Consider the following 22,494-nt stretch of genomic DNA (forward strand, 5'->3'; position numbering starts at 1 on the left):
CTGTTAATTCAATTAATTAGTGAAAATGGGCTGATTCATTAAGCTGATAACAAATTAAAAATAGGAGGTTAAAGCTTTTCTAATAATATTGGTTTAATTTTGTAAAGTGGGTAACACTATTTATAGCGATCTGAGTGATTTAATTATCAATAAATCCTCTAGGAGTGTGGTAGTCCATGGATGATATCCCATTTAGTATGATAAGCTTGTTTATTTTATTGTTACTCCTCTCTGCATTTTTTTCTTCTGTTGAAACGGCTTATTCAAGCGCAAACAAAATACGATTAAAAACATATCTTGATGAAGGACGGTCAGGTGCAAAAAAAGCTCTTTTAATTTCAGATAACTTCGATAAAGCACTTTCTACAATTCTCGTTGGTAACAATCTTGTGAATATTGCTGCAGCTACGATTTCCGCTCAGCTTGCGACTGATTTATTTGGACCGAGTCGAGGTGTATTTATCAGTACGTTTGTAGTAACTATTCTCGTCTTAATTTTTGGAGAGATTATCCCTAAATCATTAGCAAAAGAATTTGCTGAGACATTTGCTTTAAGAGTATCTGCTATTCTATTTTTGTTAATTCAAATTCTTACACCTATTACATGGCTTTTTCTTCAGCTAAGAAGAGGGATGTCTTTACTTATCCAAAACAAAGAGTTTTATCCCTCTATGACAGAAGATGAATTTAAGGTTATGCTCGACTTAGGTGAAGAAGAAGGAGTACTTCATAAGCATGAAAAGGAACTTGTACATCGCTCATTAGATTTTGACGATATCATTGTTGGGGAAATTTTGAAGCCACGCATAGATATCATTGCTTTTGATGTAAGTCAATCTATTGATACGATTAAGGAAACCTTCTTTAAAGAACGTTATTCACGAATCCCTGTTTTTGATGGTAACATTGATAATATTATTGGCATTTTATCCGAGAGGGATTTTCTTACAGCCCTTATTCAAGAAAAAGAGATTATAATAGAAAAGTTATTACGCGAACCCCTTTTGGTTGTCGAATCAATGAAAATCTCCGCGTTACTTCCCAAACTTCAGAAAGATAAGGTTCATATGGCCATTGTCATTGATGAATATGGAGGTACAGCTGGTTTAATAACGCTTGAAGATATTCTCGAAGAAATTGTCGGGGAAATTTGGGATGAGCATGATGAAACAATTAAATTTGTACGTCAACTTGACCAAGAAACGTTTCTTGTTAACGCCGATTATGCTCTAGATGATTTTGCGCGATTAACAAACGTAAATCTTCCAAATACCTCTTATCATACATTAGGGGGGTGGCTGGTTGGGATTTTCCAACGTATTCCAGCATCTGGTGAGGAGCTTCACTATGAACATTTAAAGCTAAGAGTCGTTGAAGTTGAGGAGCGTCGCATTCGCAAAGTCAAAGTTATCTTGACTCCGCAACACACTTAAAAAAGAGAAGGTGGTCCTTCACCTTCTCTTTTTAAGCAGTCTCAATGCTATCTATTTCATTCAGTTGTAAATTGATAACTTCCTTTTGGTCATCATCATAAACTAATAATGTTCTTCGATCAGGATCAAACAAGAGTAAGCGACCTATAATCGTTTTCCTTCCCATTTGGGATTCAATACTAACAACTCTTATTAATCGATTTGTTTTAATCCAATCCTGGAATTGTTTTATTTGTTTTTCCACTTGTCTCTCCCATCTATTACAGGTTATAGATAGTATACAGCCTTTTTCCCGATTCATTCAAAAGGCATTTTACTTATTTTAACCAAGAAACAATTTTAACGCATTTTACTACTTGTTTCAATTTAAAATTAGTTTACAACCATTTGATAAATTCTATAAAAAGATGTATACTACTCATTAAGAACATACGTTCCTATTTAGAGGTGGGATATTCTAATGTCAAAACTTACATACGAAGAGCAAGAAGTCCTTCGCCATTACATCATTGTCTCTCTTTCTAGAAAAGCTCTTGAAAAAGATTTACTGGAGCTTGAAAAAATGCCTTTAAAGTTTCAAGAGCATTATCTAGTACTCATTCATTCCATTCTCAACAAAATGAGTAAAGAAATGGCCATTTCGAAAAAATTTATGACTAATCACAGTATGAACATCTTTACTAAGAAAAATGATGGACTATTTAGCGAGTATCATTATCGTTGTCAAGGCTATGAAGGGGTGAAGCGAATGTCTAATGTCCATATAAAACAGCAAGCTTCTAACTACATCAAGCGTTTTTTCATGCCAATAAGCCGTCCTAATTAAACAGACGGCTACGATTTTAATACTATCTCTAACTCAAACTACTTACATCCCATCTTCTTCAAAGCGTTTCAAATCATTTTTATGACCAATGACAATTAAAATATCATCTTTCAAAATAACATCTGAAGGCATGGGGGAAATATTCATGTCCTCTCCTCGTTTAATCCCTAAAATCGTACAGCCATATTTGGCGCGAATATCAAGGTCAATTAATGACTTGTTGGCAATCTTAGCCGTCGCAATTAACTCAACAATACTATAATCAGCGGATAATTCAATATAATCAACAATTTTTTCGGACGTTAGATGCTGTGCAATTCGAATTCCCATATCCTGTTCCGGGTGGACGATACGGTCTGCACCAATTTTCTCAAGGACGCGTTCATGGTAATAGTTTTGCGCCTTTACCCAGACATTTTTGACACCAAGTTCTTTTAAGACCAGTGTGCAGAGAATACTCGATTGGATGTCATCACCTATCGCTACAACCACATAATCAAAATTACGAATACCTAATGATTGAAGAGTCTTTTCATCTGTGGCATTTCCAATCACACTGTGAGTTGAATGGCGAGTCATTTCATTCACCTTTTCCTCATTTGCATCAATTGCTAATACCTCGTGCCCCAACTTATACAATTCCTTGCAGACACTTGTTCCAAAACGCCCTAACCCAATCACTGCGAACTGCTTCCTCATCGTCCTCTTTCCTCCCTTAGCCCTCGATAGACGACAACACCATTCGCAAGTCGCGAATGGTGTTGTTGTTGTCATTTCTAATGTATTATTGCCCTAACACTTTTTTAATTGCCTCTAATACCCGATCAGCTTGGAACGGCTTTACGATAAAATCTTTCGCTCCAGACTGAATAGCATCAATAACCATTGATTGCTGCCCCATCGCAGAACACATAATGACCTTAGCGCCACCGTCTATTTGTCGGATCTCTTTAAGGGCCTGAATTCCATCCATTTCTGGCATAGTAATATCCATTGTCACGAGATCTGGCTTGACTTCTTTAAATTTCTCAATAGCTTCGGCACCATTAGCAGCTTCACCTGCAATCTCAAAACCATTTTTTGATAAAATATCTTTAATCATCATGCGCATAAATGCTGCATCATCCACTATTAAAACGGATGCCATGAAATCACCTCTTCAACCTTTTTACTCAACTATCATACCATGATTACTCTTGAATTACCTTTTCTAAATTAAGTAATGTAAATAAACGGTTCCCAATCTTCACAACTCCACGTAAATATTCCGCTTCAATTCCATCAATAACCTCTGGTGTGGGTTCAATCTTTTCAACAGGTATATCAATAACATCATTAGCTCCATCAACAATAAAACCAATCTCAAGATTTTCTTTAGACACCACGAGAATTCTTGTAGCTTCATCGTACTCTTTATCCTCAACTCCAAAGCGTTTACGAAGATTAATAATCGGTGTAATCACTCCACGTAAATTCATAACTCCAGTTATAAAGGGAAACGTACGAGGAATTCTAGTCACAGGCTGCATACGTTCAATCGATTGAATATAATCAACTTCAATTGCATATTCTTGGTCCTTTAATTGAAAAATGATAACCTTTATATCCTTCTTTATAGCTGCTTCATTTGACAACGTGCTCACCCTCCCCGTCGCTTATTTAATTAGTGCATTCGTATCAACTATTAGTGCCACTTGACCATTACCTAAAATCGTTGCACCTGAGATGGCAAAAACATTTGTTAAGTAATTCCCAAGTGATTTTAAGACAATGTCATGCTGACCTATCAATGAATCAACAACGAGTCCTGCGACTTTGTCACCCTTATGGATAATGACAAGTGAATAGAATTCTTCTTCTTCTCGTTCTCCTGGGACATTAAAAATATCCCGTAAGAATACTAGAGGAACAACCTTCCCACGAAAATCAATAACTTTTTGATTGTGAGCACTATAAATATCCTTTTTATTTACAATTGCTGTTTCTACAATAGAAGTAAGCGGAATTGCATATTTTTCTTCACGAACTTCAATAAGCATCACGTCAATAATCGATAATGTTAACGGTAATTGTATCGAAAAAACCGATCCTTTTCCAAGGACTGAGTTAACGGTTACAACTCCACCTAAAGATTCAAATGTATTACGAACAACATCTAGTCCAACTCCACGCCCTGATACATCAGTAATCTTTTCTGCTGTACTGAAACCGGAAGCAAATAACAGACCAAATACTTGCTCGTCTGTTAACTTTTCAGCATCGTCTTCTGTAATAACACCGTTTGATAAGGCTTTGTTTAATACTTTATCACGATCAATCCCAGCACCATCATCTTCAATTTCAATATAGACGTTGTTTCCACTATGATACGCTTTAAGAATAACTGTACCTTCTTCTGTCTTACCGATTTCTTGACGTCTCTCCGGTGTTTCAATCCCATGATCTATTGAATTGCGGAGAAGGTGAACTAGCGGATCGCCAATCTCATCAATGATAGTTCGGTCTAATTCCGTTTCTGCCCCGACAATTTCAAGATTCACTTTTTTATTAAGGTCCTTTGAAAGGCTACGCACCATTCGTGGGAAACGATTAAAGACCTGGTCCACGGGCATCATTCTCATGTTTAAAATGATTTCTTGTAAATCTCCGGAAATTCGCGACATACGCTCAACCGTTTCATTTAATTCCGTATTGCGAAGCTCACTAGCAATTTGCTCTAAACGCCCACGATCAATAACTAGCTCCTCGAATAAATTCATTAATACATCAAGACGCTCAATGTTGACTCGAATTGTTTTATTTAACTCTCCACTTTTCTTTTGCGTTGGCACCTGTTCTTCCATTTGAGCAGACTTTTTTGCGTTAGTTGCATTTTTGGATTCAATTGGCTTGGTTGGAGGCGTCTCAACATTTTTTAACATTTCTTCGTCAATTTGTTGAATGATAACACTCGTAATCTCAGATACTTTTAAAATCCGTTGCTTAATTTCATCTCCATCAGTTTTAGAAACAACTGTAACTAGAAACTCTTGGTCGAATCTTTCTTCTTCAAGGTGCTCTGTAGGTGGGTTAGATTTAATAACCTCTCCAACTTGCTCTAATACCTCAAATACCATAAACACGCGAGCAGCTTTTAACATTGCTCTTTCGTCGAGCGTTACTTTCACTTTATAGGCTTGGTAACCCTGTTCAAATGACTGATGTAAAACGGTTCGTTCAAATTCGTCGTAATGTTCATACAAAAGGGTCTCATCGAAAGAACTCAATGAATCAGCTTTAACTTTAGCGTCATCTGCTTTAGCGACAGCCTCACCTTTCTCAATTCTTTCTAGTTGTCCGACAACCTCGGATACATCACGCTTTCCACTTCCACTAGCAGCAATATCTGTAACCATTGCTTCAAGGTCATCAACCGCAGCAAACACGACGTCTAACACCTCAGACGTTGCATGAAGTTTATTGTTTCGAATCATATCGAGAACATTTTCCATGTTATGAGTCAAATGAGCTAAATCTTCAAAGCCCATCGTGGCCGCCATACCTTTTAATGTGTGGGCAGAGCGGAATACTTCGCCTACAATTGATAGATCATCTGGTGCTTGTTCTAGTTTTAGCAAATTATCATTAATTGCCTGAAGATGTTCTTGACTCTCATCAAGAAACACATCTAAATACTCAGAATTAATCAAGATTCAGTTCACCTCGATGTTTTTTAAATTCACTCATTCTTTATCGACAAAACTATCAGAGCTTGTCCAAAAAAGGTACTTGCAAAGTTTGCAATAGCTCCGTACGCCGATGGATCAACTATGAAACATCTACTCATAGTTGATCCCAATTATTCGGCTACTTTGTTCTTTAGAATTCTTTTTATCATCATAGCATATTTTCCTAATTAGTAAGCATTTCTTCTTAGGATTATTTTTAAAGTATGTGAAGACAAAAGATACTCATAGATAGGAATAACCAAGTACAATGCTTCCCCTACTATACGAAACTCAATCGTAGTAAGGCTTTCAAAAGATGAAATGGTCCCACTTTGACTAGTTGTGTTACTAGAGAGGATTAAATTACTCTTTTCTCAATATCCTTTTTAACTAAGTGTTTTTACCTGTAATTACCTTTTTACTATAACTTTTTAAGGTACTCTTCATATTCTTGAAGCGAAAGAGGTTTTGAATGAAGAAATCCTTGAATGCGATCACAACCTTGACTCGCTAAATAATCAAGCTGTTCCTTCTTTTCTACTCCTTCAGCAATAACGACTAAACCTAAAAGATGTGCCAAGTTAATAATCAACGAGATAATCCCTTCACTATTCAGTCCTTTACCAATCCCACTTATAAAAGATTGATCAATTTTCAATTCCTGAATAGGAAGTTGACTGACATACTTCAACGAACTGTAACCTGTACCAAAGTCATCTAGACTAATATTAATGCCAAGCTGTGTCAAATTACTTAACACAGCTAAAGTCCGATTAATATCAATCGTTACACTCTCGGTTACTTCTAAATCTAAATATTGAGGAGGTAATTCTGTTTCCTTAAGAATTGATTGTATCTTTTCAAAAAACTTCACTTGAAGGAATTGACGTTGGGAGACATTAACCGACATAGGTACTGCTGGTAACCCTGACTTAATCCATCGAGACTTTTGGTGACAGGCCTCACGTAAAATCCACTCACCAATCGGAATAATTAAACCGGTTTCTTCCGCTATTGATATGAATTTACTAGGTCCAACTAACCCTTCATTGGGATGATTCCATCTGACTAAAACTTCTTCTCCACATAGTTTTCCTGATTTCGTTTCAAACTGGGGTTGGAAGTATAATTTAAATTCTCCTCGTTCTAGAGCCTTTCGTAAATCATTCTCTACATGGAAAAGCTCATAAAACTCGTCATTCATTTCACGATTATAATGTTTAAATACGTCACCCCCACTAGCTTTTGCACGATACATAGCAGCATCAGCTGAACGAATTAAAGCTTCTGCATCGCGACCATTCTCAGGGTACGTTGAAATTCCAATGCTTCCAGTTATCGTAAATTCATAATCATCAATAAGTAATGGTTCCCTTATTAACTTAAGAAGCTTAGATGCTACTTCATTTACAAGCGGATAAGATGAAGACGGTAGAAAAACAATAAATTCATCTCCACCCATTCTAGCGAGAACATCATGCTCACCAATTCCATTATGTAGTCGGTCTGCGAGCATTTTTAGTGCAGCATCACCAAAAAAATGACCTAATGTATCATTAACTAATTTAAAACGGTCCAAGTCAATAAACAAAACGGCTAAATTGTTTTTTTCTAGTTCAGCCTCGGCTATCGCTTTTTTTAAAACTTCATGAAAATATCGTCGGTTAGGTAGCTTAGTTAATTCATCTTCATTTGCAATTTTTTTAATTTGTTCCTCCGCATGCTTTCGCTTTGTCATATCCTGCGCTATACCGATAATCCCTTCAACTCTTCCTTCAACTAGGCTAGGGATAAGGGTTACATTCATATATAAACGTTTCCCTTGTTGATGAACCATTTCAACCTCAAACGTTTCTGATTGCCCATCCAATGCTAAATTAACATACTCTTGGGCACGAATCAGGTCCTTTGAGCACACTAATTTTTCAAATTCCAATGACAAAAGTTCCTTTTCTAAATAGCCGGTGATTAGTGTAGAAGAAGGATTTACGCGTATAAACGAACCCAAACGATTTAAAACAAAGATTGCATTTGTATTATAGTGGAACAAAGATTGGAACTGTTGTTCAATTTCTTTCAATCTTTTCTCCATATCTTCCTGCCTCATACACGCTCATCCTTCTATAAAAAAGTTATTTCACTCTAAACAGAAAAAAGCTTATCTACAAACTAAAACTATTATAACATGTCTAAGGGCTTAGTCTGGGGACGGAAATGGTCGTTAAATTGGTTATTCTACAATGATTCTTAAAAGTACCATCGGAAAGTAAATTGCTCTAATAAGTTTATTCTCTTTAGAAGTTTAAACTTAAAAACTCTAATTTAGAAGTGGTTAGAATTTTTTGTTTTACTAAAGCTTTTACTGCTTTACGAACGTTAACTTCTTCCTGCTTATTATAAATGAGTGTGTGAATTGGTTGAGATTTATCTCGCATCACATATAATGACATTGAGCTCACATGTTCACCGGATTCTTGCTCATAGGCCAATTTATATAAGTATAGCTGGGTCTGATAGACTTCTAACAATTCAGCACCTGACCTTTGAATTTTATTTGTTTTAAAATCAATCAGATGGATGCTTCCATCTTTCCGAACAATTTTATCAATTTCTCCAATAACTTCAGCCCCTTCAATTATTGTTGAAAAGCTCCACTCATTAGCTACTACATCTCCTAAGTCCTGTCTTCTTGCTTCTGTATACGTGTCCATTAATTCCCGAACTGCTTCCTCATAGCTATCCCTATTTTCTTCTAATTGTTCCTCCAAATCGGAAAGTGCCTCTTCAATGGCGAGCTTTTCCGAAACTCCATAATCACGGAGCTCGCAGGCTCGATGGACCAACGTACCAACCTTGGATGGATTAGGTACGAATTTGGAAACTCCTTGCCTTTTGGAAAAAGATTCTGGCATGTTGAGGATATATCTATTATAATATTCCTCCCGATTTTTAAGGAACAACATAATTTCCGAGACTGAAAAAGAGATAGGTATTGTATTTTGTTTTAATACCTTTACTGGCTCATAAATTGGGGTCTCCACTTCCCACTCTCCTTGGTCGCTCACTTCATCTCTTTCAATTAGATAGGAATTCAACACTCCCTTTTCCTGGGACCTTCTAATCATCTCAAGCCAAGAGTTCTTAGCTGGTGTGTCTTCTCCTACTATAAAAAGATAGTCCCTTGCACGAGTCATTGCAACATAAAATAGCCGCTTTGCCTCCTCTTTCGCTTCAACACTTGCCTGCTCTTTTACGATTGGAAATCCTTCGGTGATACGAGTCTGCGGCTTATCATCGAATGTTTCCAGTTCTTCAAGATTCAATACGATCCCTAAGCTTGGATGAAAACGAATGACTCCTTTATCTACTTGTGGACTTCTCTCAACCTGCGGAAGAAATACAATTGGAAATTCAAGTCCTTTTGAGGCATGTACCGTCATAATATGCACAACATCTCCATCGACCTTCTCAATTTCAGATTCACCTTCTTTACTGCTAACCTCCATTCTTTGGTCAATTGAGTCGATAATGTTTTCTAATACATTTGAATGACCATCAACAATAGACTGAATTAGTTTTTCCACATTTTTTAGTTTTTGCATACCATTCTTTTGAATTAGAATCGCTTTTAGCATCCCCGTATCCTCAAGAATTTGGTACAAACTTGCTTTTAATGTCTGGCTAATTTTAAATGGCACCCAGCGTTCTATCCATAGTCGAATAGTAGAAAACGCTTCTTGTATATGAAGAGGAAGAGCACATTCCGAATCATAGACAAATTCAGAAAAAGTCTGTGACTCATCCTTCATTTGATTAACAATATAAAAGTCTTCTAATGTTAATCCAATGATTGGACTTCTTAAAATTGATAGGAGATAAACATCTTCAAACGGTCGATTTAACCAGCGAAGTAATGTTAAATAATCAGTTACCTCTTGTTTTTCATAAAAACCTACACCCCCATACACAACATAGGGAATTCCTCTTTCAGTAAGTGCACGCTCAAGCAACAAAAGCTGTGTACGTGCTGGAATTAATACAGCCATATCCCTCCACTGTGGAGCTTGCCACTCACCTTGAAAAACTCTTGGTTTGCCAGACTTCATCATTTCGATCATTCGGTTAGCTAGAACGTGGTACTGATTTAGTTCTTCCTCCTCCTCATCGTCTGGTTGTGAAAGGGTGAGAAGCTCGACTCTTTTTTCACTTTCAACTTCTGGTGGACGTGCTGCCTCTAAAGGTGTATAAACTGTTTCATAAGTTTCTGTCCGTTCAGTTGTCATAACAAATGAAAATAATGCATTTACAGCTTCTATGATAGGCGACGCTGTTCGGTAATTCACGTTCATCAATATTGAGTCGGCTTGTTCTTTTTTAGTTGCTTTTTGCTCCATCTCATTCATTAATCGAACGTTAGCCCCCCGGAACCTGTAAATAGATTGCTTGGTGTCACCTACAATAAATTGATAAATAGGATTAATTCGTAAAAGCATGTCTAACTGTAAACGGTTGGTATCTTGAAATTCGTCAATCATCATATGGCGAAACTGAGTCCGACACGTCTTTTGAACGGAGGAATCCGTTAATAAGTCTACCGCCTTTAGCTGTAAATCGGAAAAGTCTACCAGCCCACGTTCTTCTTTTTGGGCAGAATAGGTTGTATCAAAATATTGTAGGAGCTGAATAAACCCTTTAAGTAAATCAATTGTTTCTAGTTCACCATCAAAAGAGTGATTCAGTGATTTCCACTTCTCTTTTAACGGTTTCCAACAATCCTCATATAATTCATGTAAAGAAGGAATGTGCTCAGCCCACTTCTTATCACTACGCTTTGGCATCATCTCAGTGATGTACTTAAAATATTCATCCGCGTCCTCTTGAGAACATGGGTTACTGAATGCTTCTGAGAGCCTCTCAACATGGGCAGATTGTGCCTTGGTTAAACCTTCGGTGGAGGGAAATTCGTTGACACACCTATAGGCTTGTTCATGAAAACGTTGAATATATTTCCTTTTTTCATCATTTAAAGTTTTTTGCTGTTGTTGTAACATCGATTCAGCATCTAGTGCCTGAAACGAATGATCCGCACTGAGCTCACGTATTTCATTATGAATTCCTTCAAGATAACTACTTAACTGACGCTTAGTCATGAACCTAAAAAAAGGATTAGCAAGTTTAACAAAATACGCTTGACCATAAAGCTGTGTAAGAACCTCTTGTTTCATTTGTTTCGCTTCAACATCATCGATAACCCGTACCCTAGGTGGAAGCTCAGCTTTCATCGCATACTGGCTAATTAAATGTTGACAAAAGCTATGAAACGTAGAAACATGCGCTCGGTTCATAGAATCCTTTTGTTCTTGCCAAAAGTTTTTTTCTGCTTGTTCTCCAGATTCTTCAACTTTTTCAGATAGGCGTTTACGAATCCGATCTTTCATTTCTCTAGCAGCTTTCTCAGTAAACGTAATCGCAACGATCTCCTCTACAGATGCGCCTAGTGTCCCGTCAGGATTATTGTACTTTTGTTCACACAAATAAATAAAGCGCTCTGTTAATACACGTGTTTTTCCAGAACCGGCGCCTGCCGAAATAACGACCAACGACTCTTTGCTGTAAATGGCTTGACTTTGTGCATCATTAAAGTTCATTTACACTCCCCCCTTCTCTCTCTGAGCTTCTGTCACACGGCAGACAGAACGATATTGGCAAAAGTTAGAGCACTCGATTGGTGCAACGGGAAAAGAGTGATTCATCCCATTCCACAACTCCTCAATTCGTTCTTTAAGCTGATATTTTTCCAAAAATGAATCCGTACCAAGCTCATCCTCACGATTTCTACATTGTGAACTTACTTGGAATATCGACCCTTTGCCAACATGATCCGAACGCCATATTCCATTACCTGCTCGTTTATTAGGCTCTTTTAATGAAATATAGCTTGCTCCAAGGGCTGACATTGGTTGGTTTTCTCTCTGTTCTAATTGTTTCTTCAGGGCATGTGTATATAGGGGGAGTTGGAGCTTTAATCCTGTACGAACATCCTCTTCCATTTTTATAGAAGCTGCCCCTGTTTTATAATCATAAATAACAAAACCCTCTTCCTCAATATCAACGCGGTCAACCTTACCAGCTAAAATCAAACGTTCTCCATTCGTAAGTGTCATTTCCCACCTTACCGCTGTCTCTAGCGCATCAATCTTCATGGTTGATAATCGAGGGTTATCCCAAAAGTGCTTTCGTTCCGCTTGCCACCATTTCTGTAGCCTTCGCGACCATTCTTTCTTGGATAACTCCAAATCTAGTTGAGGAATTTCGTGAAGCTGTTTTTCAATGTTTTCCCATAGGGTTTCAAAACGTTCGGTAATTAAATTGGGAACTTGTTCTTTTTGCTCTTCCGTTAAACTGTCAAATGTGATTCCAACGAGACCAAGCTCCTTATAAACGTTTTCAATTAACGTATGAACGAGCTGTCCAATATCTAAAGGAGACACACGTTCCATCTGGGCACCTGGCTCTCGCACGTTTAAAACACGCTCCATCGAATACCGAAACGGGCAACGCGCGTAGCTTTCAAGCTCTGTGACCGATACCACTGGTTGCCTGTTTCTAAATTGCTCAATTACTTCCTCCCCGGTTTCAAGTCGTTCACTCTGGCGTGTAAGCTTTCGTAAAGAAGAAGGAAGGTTTTTTACGATAAACTTTTTTCCTAGATGATAGGCGAGTTTTTCAACCTGTTCCTTTTCGGAAAAAGCATAATCGTTTGTCATACGCTTCTCCCAGGACCATTTACGGTTAATGGGGAGGTCCTCAACAAAAGGAGACGGTAACAATGGGTGATTCGGATCAAGGCCATTAACATATACAAACGAGAGCGATGATGCAACATAAAAAAGCTGTTCGAAGTAAGCATCTTGTTTTTTCTGGAAATGAAGCAACGTAGGACTACCAAAGCGTATAGAGCTATCATATAAATCCCGCTCTTGCACATACCCACTAAGTTGATTAACTCTTGGATAGACGCCTTCATTCATTCCAACAACGTAAAGCTTCGTACCCTTAAATAGTCCAACATCACGCCACGTATGAAGTTGAATTCCACGTTTTGATCCTCGTTCTAAAAATAACTGTGTGGTCTCACCGAGCTCTCGAAACCAATCATGAAAAATATCCCGATTCATTTCTAGTGAAGTAAGTCCTTTTTCGATTAATTGTTTTTCATATAGTTTGAGTTTTTCTTTTATTTGAAGAAGCGCCCTCTGTTCAAGAACAATTTGTTGAAGTTTAATCGTCTCAGTTTCTAATTTGAATGTATTTTCCAACTCTTTATTTATTTTGAGAGCATGAACGAGATCTAGTAATTGTTTTACATATACTAGAAACGTCGCCCTCTTGCTCCACTTGGTTTGAATGATCGTTTGGTATGCATTGTTAACGGCTGGTTCAGAGAGTTCTTGACTCTGTAAAAACAACTGCTTAACCTTTGAATAATGAATCCCTTTAACAAAGAAAACGGACAGCAGCTGTTCAACTAATGGTAGCCTCTCCCACTTTGTTTCGAAAGCACCTGTCTCTTGTATACACTTTAAAAGCAAAGTGTATACCGCTGTATCCGATAATCGCTTTTTTTTCGAATGATTTAGTGGTAACCCCATCTCGTTCGCTTGTCTTAATAACTCATCGTTTTTTTCTCCAGCAACTAGAATTCCGATTTCTTCAAAGGCTAACTCTGAAAGCTGTATATCTTCTAAAACCCCTCGCCATTGCTCCTCTTCTGTCGTAGCTGCGATGAGTTCTACCTCCTGATGTTTTCGCTCTTTTTGAAGAAGTTTAAAATTAGTAGCGTAACCGATTTTCTGTAAATCTGTTAGAGTTTCCTCGACAATATCAAGCTGCTGATGGTTCGGCAAATATACATCCACCCGAATACCGGCTTCTTTTAATGCTTCTAATAGTAAGAATTGTAATGGACTAAAATCATAGTAACCATCGACAATAACAGCTCCTATTGGTACGTGAAGATTGTTTTTAAGATACCTAATTGCATAAAGGATCACATGTTCAGGATCGAGCATCCTTCTATTCGTTACTTCTTGCTCGTACGTTTCAAACAATGGTACTAACTCCTTTACAGAAGTCGGTACATTCTCTATTGTTAAGCCTAAACGTGCTATTTGCCCATACGTATCCGCATATCCTTTGATTTTCCCATGTTGGATCTCCTGTTTTTCTTCCACAAACTGTTGAAAAAATAACGTCCGTTCATGCTCACTTAACTCAATATAAGATTCAGCTGTTTGTTTTAATATATAATTAGCTACATCATCAAATGTTGTAAATAGTAAACCTGGTTGACGACTTCTTGCCTTTTGTAGCCATTGATGTGAAGGTAATAAATAAAAAACAGGATCTTTGAGGTCTCTTTGTAATTGAAATGCCTCTTCCAGCCTTTCTTTATTTGCAATATCCTCTAATTGTGTACCATAAATTGTTGTCACCCTATTCACCTCTTTCACAAATAAGCACCCAAATGATTAGTCTCTCTATTATGAGACTAACCCTTCCACTGTTTTACTGTTTACTGTTTTAATTCTATCATTCCTACTACCTTTTGGCTTAAAAAAAGAGGGTACAAAAAAAGGAAGCTTCACCTCTTTTTGTACCCCACTCTTTTAGTTACTAAAGCCAATGACCACTACTACAATGGCTGTTGCAGCTAACATAATCCAGTACATTGTTGCCTTGGTTCCAAGTGTTCTCTTTTTAGTTCCAACAAGAATCATCTCCATTGCATACATTAGAATTAGAGCTAACACGGCTTTAAAGATGAATAAAAGAGGGAACCCGTAGCCAATAAGTAGTCCGGCCCCTGAAACGAGCATAATGATATAGAATAAACGAAGCACCATATGAACAATTTTTGCCCCCTTCGCCTTTCCACCTTTGTAAAGGAAATAGCTAATAAGGAAAAATATAAGCAAAAATGCCCACGAACCAGTGTGTGACTGATAAAAAATATTATAAAGCTGTGACATGAATGGCCTCCTATAGTTTGATAATGTCAATCTCTATTATATACATATTTCCACCAAATCAAAAAGAAGAAACCAAATAATTTGTTGGAATGAGCATCGCCTTTAGTTTTTATGGTCAATTATCAGGCAAACAAGTAAGTTTTTCCGTTTATAACTAACAAGTTTATCAGGCAATCCTCTCCCGCATCTAATTCCATTCTCTTTTCAAATTATGAATTCTTTCATAACGCGTCTCTTTTTTTAAGGAGGTACATTAAAATCAGTGACTATAATTTCATGTCCTCCCTACCCGCAATAATAAAGTCCTGTATGATATACACGTCAATTACTATATGTTCCATTACCCACCATTAATTTAATACTAATTGAGTAGGATAAAATACTCGATAATCCTTAACTCAATCTTTACAATTGCTTAACAATTCCCTGTTAGAATTTAACTATCATCATTAGTTCTAATATGGAGGGTTTCAACATGAAAAAAAATAAACTGAGAGAATGGTATTTTAAAACCTCTCAACGCTTTAATCTTCAAAACAGACTTCTCATTCTATTTATTTCTTTACTCGTTCTATCGATTTTCGCTGTAGGGATAAGCTCTTATCTAAAAGCAAAGGATATGACAATTGATAGCATTGAAAATAGATTAATTCGTGAAGTAGAGTTAATGGGATATATCGCTGAAAACCTCAATTTTCTTTACGTCAGTGACCGGCAATATTTCATGCAGCAGCTTGAATTAAACATTCGATCTCAACAAAAAAAACTTGAAACCGACGGCATTTTGTCTGACTTCTTCTACATAACTGAGGAACAACAAATAATTCCCTTTAAAGTAAGTAAAGATTCATTACCTCAAATACGTGAGGAAATAGTCAAACGTATAGGTAATACCGATAAGGGGATTTTTCAAGAAACTTTTTATGGAGAGACATTTACAGTCGCCCATCAAGAAATGAAAGAAATTGAGGGAAGCTATGTTTTAATTGTCCCTACTCAATCTTACATGGGTGTTGTAAACAATATGGCCCAATTCTCACTGTTTGTTATTCTTACAAGCATCATTCTCTCAACCATTATCATTCTACTTTTCGTGAGAACACTGACAAAGCCTTTACATAATTTAAGAAACATGATGAGAGAAGCCCGTGAAGGAAACTTTTTAAAACCTACTTCATTTAAGACAACTCTTCCTGAATTTGTATCTCTGTATAGAAGTTATACTTCCATGATTGATCAAGTGAGGGTTATATTACATGAACTTAAGGAAACCACGTTTGAATTAAATCAAACGGGTGGTGAATTAAGTACATCATCTAATGATACTCTTACATATAGCCATCAATTAATTGAAGCTATTCAAGTCGTTAAATTTGGCGCGGAGGAAACAGCCACTCATTCTGAAAACAGTGTAAATAGCTTTAAGGCAATGAAGAATAAAGTGAATGGAATCATGAATAATATGAATATCGTCTTTAGTAAATCTACTGATATGAATCACTCAGCCAATCGAGGCGAGAAGAATGTTACCGAATTAATTGATACTATTCATGCGTTTGAAAAAGACTTTAACCATTTAACAGAGACCATCAAACAAGTAAAAGACTACTCATCATCAATAACAAGTCTTGTCGGTCTCATTAATGGCGTAGCTGAACAAACCAAATTACTGGCCTTAAATGCAGCCATTGAGGCAGCACGTGCAGGTGAAGCTGGTAAAGGTTTTGCAGTGGTTGCCAACGAAGTTCGTAAACTCGCTGAACAATCAACAAGTGCAACTGAAGAGATTACACAATCTATATCGAACATGGAATCTATCACAATAAATGCTACTCAAGAATTTGAACAAATGCTTTTAAAAACAAAGACAAACCTTTCCATGGCCAACGAATCCAAAGACTCTTTCGATGGACTCATGACTGAAATATCAGAAGTAAGTATGAGGTTAAAAGGAATGCAGGGAGAATTAGTCGATTTAGAAGGCGTCTTACCGGAACTCGAGCAAACTGCACTTAGCTTTTCTTCTGTCTCTCAAGAAACATCAGCAAGTTCTGAAGAAATGTTAGCAACAAGTGAGAATCAAATTCAACATATGGAAAGCACCCATCAAATTGGGATAACATTAATGAATTTATCAAAATCACTAACTGCTATGACAAAGCGATTTAATGTCGATTAATTACAAAGGGGGTGTCATAAAGGGTTTGAGCGGAACAGTTGCTTTGTCTTAAGCTTGCTATGAGGAGGCCACTGAAAAAGGGTGCTTTTCCTTTTACAGTGGCCTCTTAGTAATGCGCGGAGCCGTTGCCTGGTTTTGAAAAGCCTTGCTATGAGTGGTTTTTTCATAGCAAGGCGCGCAACGAGTGAAGCCATTACTGCTTCCTCGAAATGCTTTCAAAGGGTTTTTCAGTGGCCTCGCTATGAGTGGGTTTCTCATAGCAGGCGTGCAACACTCTGAGCATGCCGCTTCTTTGAGGAGTTAAAAGGGTTTGGTTTTTACTTTTTCTGTGACCTCGGTGTCATAAGGACGGTTTTTTACCTTATGGCACCCCTTTTGTAATTTGGAGTCGCTATATATTTTTTAAAGCCTTAAGACGAGTGATTTTCTCATCGTCAGACGAGAGAGCCATTAACCCTATCCTTTTATGCTTTTGAGAGCTCCTCAATGGAAAGAAAAGCTCATACTTTTTTAGGTCAGCGATCTGTTCTTACAGAGCGTTCTCTGTCAAATACGAAGTAGTACAATTTTCAATTAGGGCTTTTTTCGTCAATGAAATCAACTGCATTCAGTACAAAGTAAAAAAAACTAATCCTAAAGGATTAGTTCAAGTCAAAGTGCTTTCCATTCACTTCATAAATGACCCATTCGGCTAAATTTGTTGCATAGTCGGCAATACGCTCTATATAACGTCCAATAAAAGCTAGTTGGGTTACTTGACCAACTTCGATGCCATGCTGCTTACTAGTGTTAAAAAGATCCTTAATTAATTCTCCATACAAAAAGTCAACTTTATCATCCAGTACAGCAATTTTTTGAGCATATAGCAAATCTGATAATTCAAAAGAGTGTAAGGACCTTTGAATCATGTCTTGTGCTAACACAAACATTGTTAGTAATTTATCTTGATAAGGAATTAAACACTCTTTTATTAAACGTTTTGATTGTTTCGCAATATCCACTGCTAAATCTGCAACTCTTTCCAAATCACTTGAAATTTTTAAAACAACAATAAGTTTACGCAAATCAGTAGCTACTGGCTGTTGCGTCGATATCAATATCGTTACTTTATCGTGCAACTCAAGCTCTTTTTGATTAATAAACACATCATTTATGATGATAGCTTCCATAACCTTATTATCAAATAAAGAGAAGGCTTTAATTAGTTCATCAAGTATCTTTTGAACTTGTTTACCCATATCCAAAAGTTCTTTTTTGATATCATCCAGTTGAAAATGAAAGTTTCGAACGACCAATTCCTACAACACCCTTCTTACCCGAATCTCCCTGTAATATAGTCCTCTGTACGATTGTCAGTAGGGTTAGAAAAAATAATATCAGTATTATCGTACTCCACGACTTCTCCATTTAAAAAAAATGCAGTTTTATCAGAAATGCGTGCAGCTTGCTGCATATTATGAGTAACAATAATAATTGAGTACTCTTCTTTAAGTTCTTGAATTAACTCTTCTACCTTTAATGTAGATTTTGGATCAAGAGCAGATGTAGGTTCATCCATTAAAATAACATCAGGTTCAATTGCTAAGCAACGAGCAATACACAGGCGTTGTTGCTGTCCACCCGACAAACCATATGCGTTTTCATGCAGCCGTCCTTTAACTTCATCCCAAATTGCTGCACCACGTAAACTACGTTCCACAATCTCATCCAATATTTTTTTATTTCGAATACCATGAATTTTAGGACCATATGCAACATTTTCATAAATTGACTTAGGAAAGGGATTTGGCTTCTGAAAGACCATTCCAACACGAGTACGTAAATTTTCTACTTTATAAGACTTATCTAAAATACTTTTTCCACGATATTGAACTTCACCGGAAATACGAACAACCGGGATTAATTGCACCATTCGATTTAACGTTTTTATATAAGTAGACTTTCCGCACCCAGAAGGTCCAATAATCGCTGTCACTTCTTTTTCGTAAATTGATAGATTAATATTTTTAAGTGCATGGTCTTTACCATACCAAAGGTTCAAATCCTTTGTTGCATAAACAATTTCCTCAGCTAAGGATTTCTCAGGAGATTTTTTACTATTTATTTTTACTTCTAAATCCTTCTTTTCATTTACTTTTAACAGACTCATCAATATGCCCCCTTAAATTAATATCTTGTTTGAAATTTGTTACGAATAATAATTGCAACTGAATTCAAAATGAATAAAACCAAAAGTAAGACAACAATTGTAGCCGCTGCTAAGTTCGCGTACTCAGAGACAAGTGCTGCATCAATAGTCCAGTAATAAATTTGCATCGGCAAAATCGTAAACCTGTCCATTAGACTTCCTGGGAAAGGAATTAATAGAGCAGGTATTCCTATTACAACAAGTGGTGCTGTTTCTCCAATTGCGCGAGAAAGGGATAATATAGCACCAGTTAAAATTCCAGGTAAAGCCGCAGGCAAAACAATCTTCTTTATGGTTTGCCATTTGGTTGCTCCCATTCCATATGACGCTTCACTTAAATAAGAAGGGACAGCCCTTATGGCTTCTTGGCTAGCTACGACAACAATCGGTAAAACTAGCAAAGCCATTGTTAACCCGCCAGCTAGGATGACATTACCTAAATCTAGAGCTCGAACAAAAATAGTTAAACCTAGTATTCCAAATACAATCGAGGGTACTCCCGCTAAATTCGAGACATTCGTTTGAATAAAAGCTTGAAGACGACCTTTTTTTGCATAGGATTCTAAGTAAATGGCTGTTCCAACCCCCAAAAACATCGTAACAGGAGCAACAACTACCATGAGCCACAAAGTCCCTATTATAGCCCCCATAATTCCAGCACGATCTGCATTATTAGATAACTTACCTGTTAAAAAGTTGAAATCTATCCAACCCATCCCCTGTGATAAGACACGTAAGATTAGTACAACGAGTACAACTAAGCTAAAAATCGTTGCGAATAAAAATAACATTTTCGCCAATTTATTTTTTAAAAGGCGTGAATTCATATTTTTTTGAACTTGATTTAAATCTACATACTTCATTTTAATATTCCTCCCTGAATCGACGAGAGATGTATCTTGCCAGTAAATTCATAAAAAATGTGAAAACAAAAAGTGTCATTGCTACAGCGTATAAACTGTAATATATAGTTGAACCAGCAGGTGCGTCCCCACCAGTCACTTCAACAATGTATGCAGTCATTGTCTGCATAGATTGAGTAATATCGAATGTGAAATTCTTTGAACTTCCACTTGCAATTGTTACAATCATTGTTTCTCCAATAGCACGTGAAATCCCAAGAACAAATGAGGAAATAATCCCTGATATTGCTGCCGGAATAATTACCTTTCGAGTTACTTCTAGTTTAGTAGATCCTAATGCTAAAGCTCCCTCTCTCATTGAATTAGGTACAGAGCTCATCGCATCTTCCGAAAGTGATGCGACCATAGGAATAATCATTATACCCATCACGATACCCGGGCTTAAGATATTGGTTGCTTCAAGACCAGGGATAAAGTTTCTTAAAATAGGTGTTACAAAAGTAAAAGCAAAAAACCCATAAACTATTGTAGGAATACCAGCAAGAACTTCCAACAGTGGTTTAAGCGCTCGTCTAACTTTATCTGTTGCATACTCACTCAAATAAATAGCTGTCATCAATCCTATAGGTATAGCTACGAACATCGCTATGATGGATGAAATAATCGTTCCTGTTAGTAAAGGCAAAACTCCAAATTGAGGATTCTGACTTAAAGGTTTTAATACAGTTCCAGTAAAGAAGGTAAAAAAAGGAACTCTTCTAAAAAATTCAATAGTTTCTGTTAAAAGCGTAAGTAAAATACCAAGCGTTGTTAAAATAGAAATTGTTGCGATCAAAAATAGCAATTTCGGCATAAGAAACTCAGTAATATTTGTAAAGTTTCGTGATTTTTTCTTATTATCAATAAGCTCTCTTACATTTACAGTGTTCCCCAATTCTCCACTGTTGTTCGGTCCCATGGCTCGCTGCACCCTTCTCAACCCCCTTGTAAAAATACACAGAAGATGAGGACCATTAAGGGGTCCTCATCCTCTAACTATACTTACTTTAAACCTTCTAAGAAATCAACGTATTCTTGAGACTCTGAATCTGGTATTGGAGCAAATCCAGTTTCACCTGCAAATTTATTTGCATTTTTTACAACAAATAATGCATAGTCTAATACTTCTGGTTTTTCTTTAGCCGTATCAACATTTAAATATGTGAATACTGGACGTGTGAATGGTGCATACTCAGCATCTTCACCAATCGTGTCAAGAGAAGGCTCAACGGGACCATTTCCAAAATCAACGTTAACTGCTTGTAACTGGTCTTGGTTGTTTACATAGTATCCAAATCCAAAAAATGCGATTCCATCAACATCTTCTGATACCAAAGTAACTAATGTAGAATATTCTTGTTGAAGATTTACATCGTCAACTAAATCCTCTTTTCCAAGAATATTTTCATAAAAGAACTCATAAGTTCCGTGATTTTCGTTAGGACCGTAAGTATTAATTTCTCTATCTGGGAAATCTGGACGAATGTCAGACCATTTCTTAATGTCACTACTACCAAGGAAAATGTTAATTAATTCTTCTTCTGTTAACTCAGTTGCCCAGTCATTTTCTTTATTAATAACAAACGTTAAACCATCAAGAGCTACTTTAAATTCTTTTACTTCCATACCTAATTCTTCTGCAATCGCAGCTTCTTCTTCCTTAATTTGACGAGAAGCATCATTAAAATCTGTTCCATCTTCGACAAGGAAACGACCAAAGCCAGCACTTGTTCCAGCGCGGCTCACTTCAACTGAGACATTTTCTTGCTCATTAATCATATATTCTTCAGCAAGTACAGACATTAGAGGATATACAGTACCCGAACCATCAACAACAACGCTACCTTCTAATTCAGTAGTGGCCTCCTCTTCTACTGGCTCTTCTGTATCTGTATCAACTTGTTCTTCAACTTCTGGGTCTGTATTAGTTCCTTCTGTTTCTTCAGTTGCTCCACCACATGCTGCAACAACTGCTACTAATGCCGCCATTACTAGAAATAATAAATACTTTTTCAAATTCACTTAATTGTCCTCCCTTTTCCTCTTTTAAATTTAATTAGAGAAGTTTGTCTCTCACAATTGCTAGTATAGTAGCCCAATATTAAGGAGGTATGTTACAAATGTAAAGCTTTTGTAAATCTATGTTGAAACTTGTTAGTTTAAGCAACAAAGAGGGTAAAGAACCTATTGTCTTTACCCTCTTTACTTAGATAAAATTCCTCGAATC

At 36.8% G+C, this 22,494-nt stretch carries 17 protein-coding genes; 3 read left to right on the forward strand and 14 right to left on the reverse strand.

Going from position 1 to position 22,494, the window contains the following annotated elements; genetic code table 11:
• The first annotated feature begins 176 nt into the window (after window positions 1–176).
• Entirely contained in the window at window positions 177–1,433 is a 1,257-nt protein-coding gene (locus CEF19_RS04330) for a hemolysin family protein (protein WP_100404941.1), read from the forward strand.
• A 31-nt stretch (window positions 1,434–1,464) separates the two neighbouring features.
• On the opposite strand, the gene CEF19_RS04335 is transcribed toward CEF19_RS04330, so the two are convergent.
• Window positions 1,465–1,677 (reverse strand): LSm family protein, encoded by a 213-nt coding sequence (locus CEF19_RS04335; RefSeq protein WP_100404942.1) that lies wholly within the window; start codon window positions 1,675–1,677, stop codon window positions 1,465–1,467.
• A gap of 216 nt (window positions 1,678–1,893) precedes the next feature.
• Between CEF19_RS04335 and CEF19_RS04340 the strand changes: the two genes are divergently transcribed.
• Window positions 1,894–2,259, forward strand: a complete 366-nt coding sequence (locus tag CEF19_RS04340) for a YhjD family protein (protein ID WP_100404943.1) — start codon at window positions 1,894–1,896, stop codon at window positions 2,257–2,259.
• Between the two features lie 42 nt (window positions 2,260–2,301).
• Here the strand turns inward: CEF19_RS04340 and CEF19_RS04345 are convergent, their stop codons facing one another.
• The 8 genes from CEF19_RS04345 to CEF19_RS04380 form a co-directional block, all read right to left on the reverse strand.
• Complete coding sequence (locus CEF19_RS04345) at window positions 2,302–2,958, reverse strand: potassium channel family protein (RefSeq protein WP_100404944.1); 657 nt, start codon at window positions 2,956–2,958, stop codon at window positions 2,302–2,304.
• Window positions 2,959–3,043: 85 nt separating this feature from the next.
• Window positions 3,044–3,406 (reverse strand): response regulator, encoded by a 363-nt coding sequence (locus CEF19_RS04350; RefSeq protein WP_100404945.1) that lies wholly within the window; start codon window positions 3,404–3,406, stop codon window positions 3,044–3,046.
• A gap of 43 nt (window positions 3,407–3,449) precedes the next feature.
• On the reverse strand, window positions 3,450–3,893 hold the full coding sequence (locus CEF19_RS04355) for a chemotaxis protein CheW (protein ID WP_100404946.1): 444 nt from the start codon (window positions 3,891–3,893) through the stop codon (window positions 3,450–3,452).
• 21 nt (window positions 3,894–3,914) lie between these two features.
• Window positions 3,915–5,948: a chemotaxis protein CheA gene (locus tag CEF19_RS04360; protein ID WP_100404947.1), complete on the reverse strand. Its 2,034-nt coding sequence runs from the start codon at window positions 5,946–5,948 to the stop codon at window positions 3,915–3,917.
• A 439-nt stretch (window positions 5,949–6,387) separates the two neighbouring features.
• Window positions 6,388–8,073 carry a putative bifunctional diguanylate cyclase/phosphodiesterase gene (locus tag CEF19_RS04365; RefSeq protein ID WP_100404948.1) on the reverse strand — a complete coding sequence of 562 codons (1,686 nt, stop codon included), beginning with the start codon at window positions 8,071–8,073 and terminating at the stop codon, window positions 6,388–6,390.
• 187 nt (window positions 8,074–8,260) lie between these two features.
• Window positions 8,261–11,614, reverse strand: a complete 3,354-nt coding sequence (locus CEF19_RS04370) for a UvrD-helicase domain-containing protein (protein WP_100404949.1) — start codon at window positions 11,612–11,614, stop codon at window positions 8,261–8,263.
• Window positions 11,615–14,461: a PD-(D/E)XK nuclease family protein gene (locus tag CEF19_RS04375; protein WP_100404950.1), complete on the reverse strand. Its 2,847-nt coding sequence runs from the start codon at window positions 14,459–14,461 to the stop codon at window positions 11,615–11,617. It abuts the gene before it with no gap.
• Window positions 14,462–14,635: 174 nt separating this feature from the next.
• Window positions 14,636–14,998 carry a DUF1516 family protein gene (locus CEF19_RS04380; protein ID WP_100404951.1) on the reverse strand — a complete coding sequence of 121 codons (363 nt, stop codon included), beginning with the start codon at window positions 14,996–14,998 and terminating at the stop codon, window positions 14,636–14,638.
• A 475-nt stretch (window positions 14,999–15,473) separates the two neighbouring features.
• Here CEF19_RS04380 and CEF19_RS04385 point away from each other — a divergent pair, with 475 nt between their 5' ends.
• Entirely contained in the window at window positions 15,474–17,177 is a 1,704-nt protein-coding gene (locus tag CEF19_RS04385) for a methyl-accepting chemotaxis protein (RefSeq protein WP_100404952.1), read from the forward strand.
• A 641-nt stretch (window positions 17,178–17,818) separates the two neighbouring features.
• Here CEF19_RS04385 and phoU read toward each other — a convergent pair.
• The 5 genes from phoU to CEF19_RS04410 form a co-directional block, all read right to left on the reverse strand.
• Entirely contained in the window at window positions 17,819–18,472 is a 654-nt protein-coding gene (gene phoU, locus CEF19_RS04390; RefSeq protein WP_100404953.1) for a phosphate signaling complex protein PhoU, read from the reverse strand.
• 17 nt (window positions 18,473–18,489) lie between these two features.
• Window positions 18,490–19,326, reverse strand: coding sequence for a phosphate ABC transporter ATP-binding protein PstB (gene pstB / locus CEF19_RS04395; protein ID WP_100404954.1), 837 nt, complete (start codon window positions 19,324–19,326; stop codon window positions 18,490–18,492).
• 17 nt (window positions 19,327–19,343) lie between these two features.
• The gene (pstA, locus tag CEF19_RS04400; RefSeq protein ID WP_100404955.1) at window positions 19,344–20,228 is read right to left on the reverse strand and encodes a phosphate ABC transporter permease PstA; all 885 of its coding nucleotides are present in this window, start codon (window positions 20,226–20,228) and stop codon (window positions 19,344–19,346) included.
• 1 nt (window position 20,229) lies between these two features.
• Window positions 20,230–21,186 (reverse strand): phosphate ABC transporter permease subunit PstC, encoded by a 957-nt coding sequence (gene pstC / locus CEF19_RS04405; protein ID WP_100408203.1) that lies wholly within the window; start codon window positions 21,184–21,186, stop codon window positions 20,230–20,232.
• An 83-nt stretch (window positions 21,187–21,269) separates the two neighbouring features.
• Window positions 21,270–22,289, reverse strand: a complete 1,020-nt coding sequence (locus CEF19_RS04410) for a PstS family phosphate ABC transporter substrate-binding protein (protein WP_100404956.1) — start codon at window positions 22,287–22,289, stop codon at window positions 21,270–21,272.
• Between the last annotated feature and the right edge of the window lie 205 nt (window positions 22,290–22,494).

It is taken from the genome of Bacillus solitudinis (assembly GCF_002797395.1).
Taxonomy (GTDB): Bacteria; Bacillota; Bacilli; order Bacillales; family Bacillaceae_D; genus Halalkalibacter_A; species Halalkalibacter_A solitudinis.

Excerpts from the sequence above, each read along its gene's own strand:
- CEF19_RS04365 (WP_100404948.1), bottom strand. The coding sequence starts at position 8,073 with ATGAGGCAGGAAGATATGGAGAAAAGATTGAAAGAAATTGAACAACAG.
- CEF19_RS04350 (WP_100404945.1), bottom strand. The coding sequence starts at position 3,406 with ATGGCATCCGTTTTAATAGTGGATGATGCAGCATTTATGCGCATGATG.
- pstB (WP_100404954.1), bottom strand. The coding sequence starts at position 19,326 with ATGAGTCTGTTAAAAGTAAATGAAAAGAAGGATTTAGAAGTAAAAATA.
- pstC (WP_100408203.1), bottom strand. The coding sequence starts at position 21,186 with ATGGGACCGAACAACAGTGGAGAATTGGGGAACACTGTAAATGTAAGA.
- CEF19_RS04385 (WP_100404952.1), top strand. The coding sequence starts at position 15,474 with ATGAAAAAAAATAAACTGAGAGAATGGTATTTTAAAACCTCTCAACGC.
- CEF19_RS04370 (WP_100404949.1), bottom strand. The coding sequence starts at position 11,614 with ATGAACTTTAATGATGCACAAAGTCAAGCCATTTACAGCAAAGAGTCG.
- CEF19_RS04380 (WP_100404951.1), bottom strand. The coding sequence starts at position 14,998 with ATGTCACAGCTTTATAATATTTTTTATCAGTCACACACTGGTTCGTGG.
- pstA (WP_100404955.1), bottom strand. The coding sequence starts at position 20,228 with ATGAAGTATGTAGATTTAAATCAAGTTCAAAAAAATATGAATTCACGC.
- CEF19_RS04345 (WP_100404944.1), bottom strand. The coding sequence starts at position 2,958 with ATGAGGAAGCAGTTCGCAGTGATTGGGTTAGGGCGTTTTGGAACAAGT.
- CEF19_RS04340 (WP_100404943.1), top strand. The coding sequence starts at position 1,894 with ATGTCAAAACTTACATACGAAGAGCAAGAAGTCCTTCGCCATTACATC.
- CEF19_RS04330 (WP_100404941.1), top strand. The coding sequence starts at position 177 with ATGGATGATATCCCATTTAGTATGATAAGCTTGTTTATTTTATTGTTA.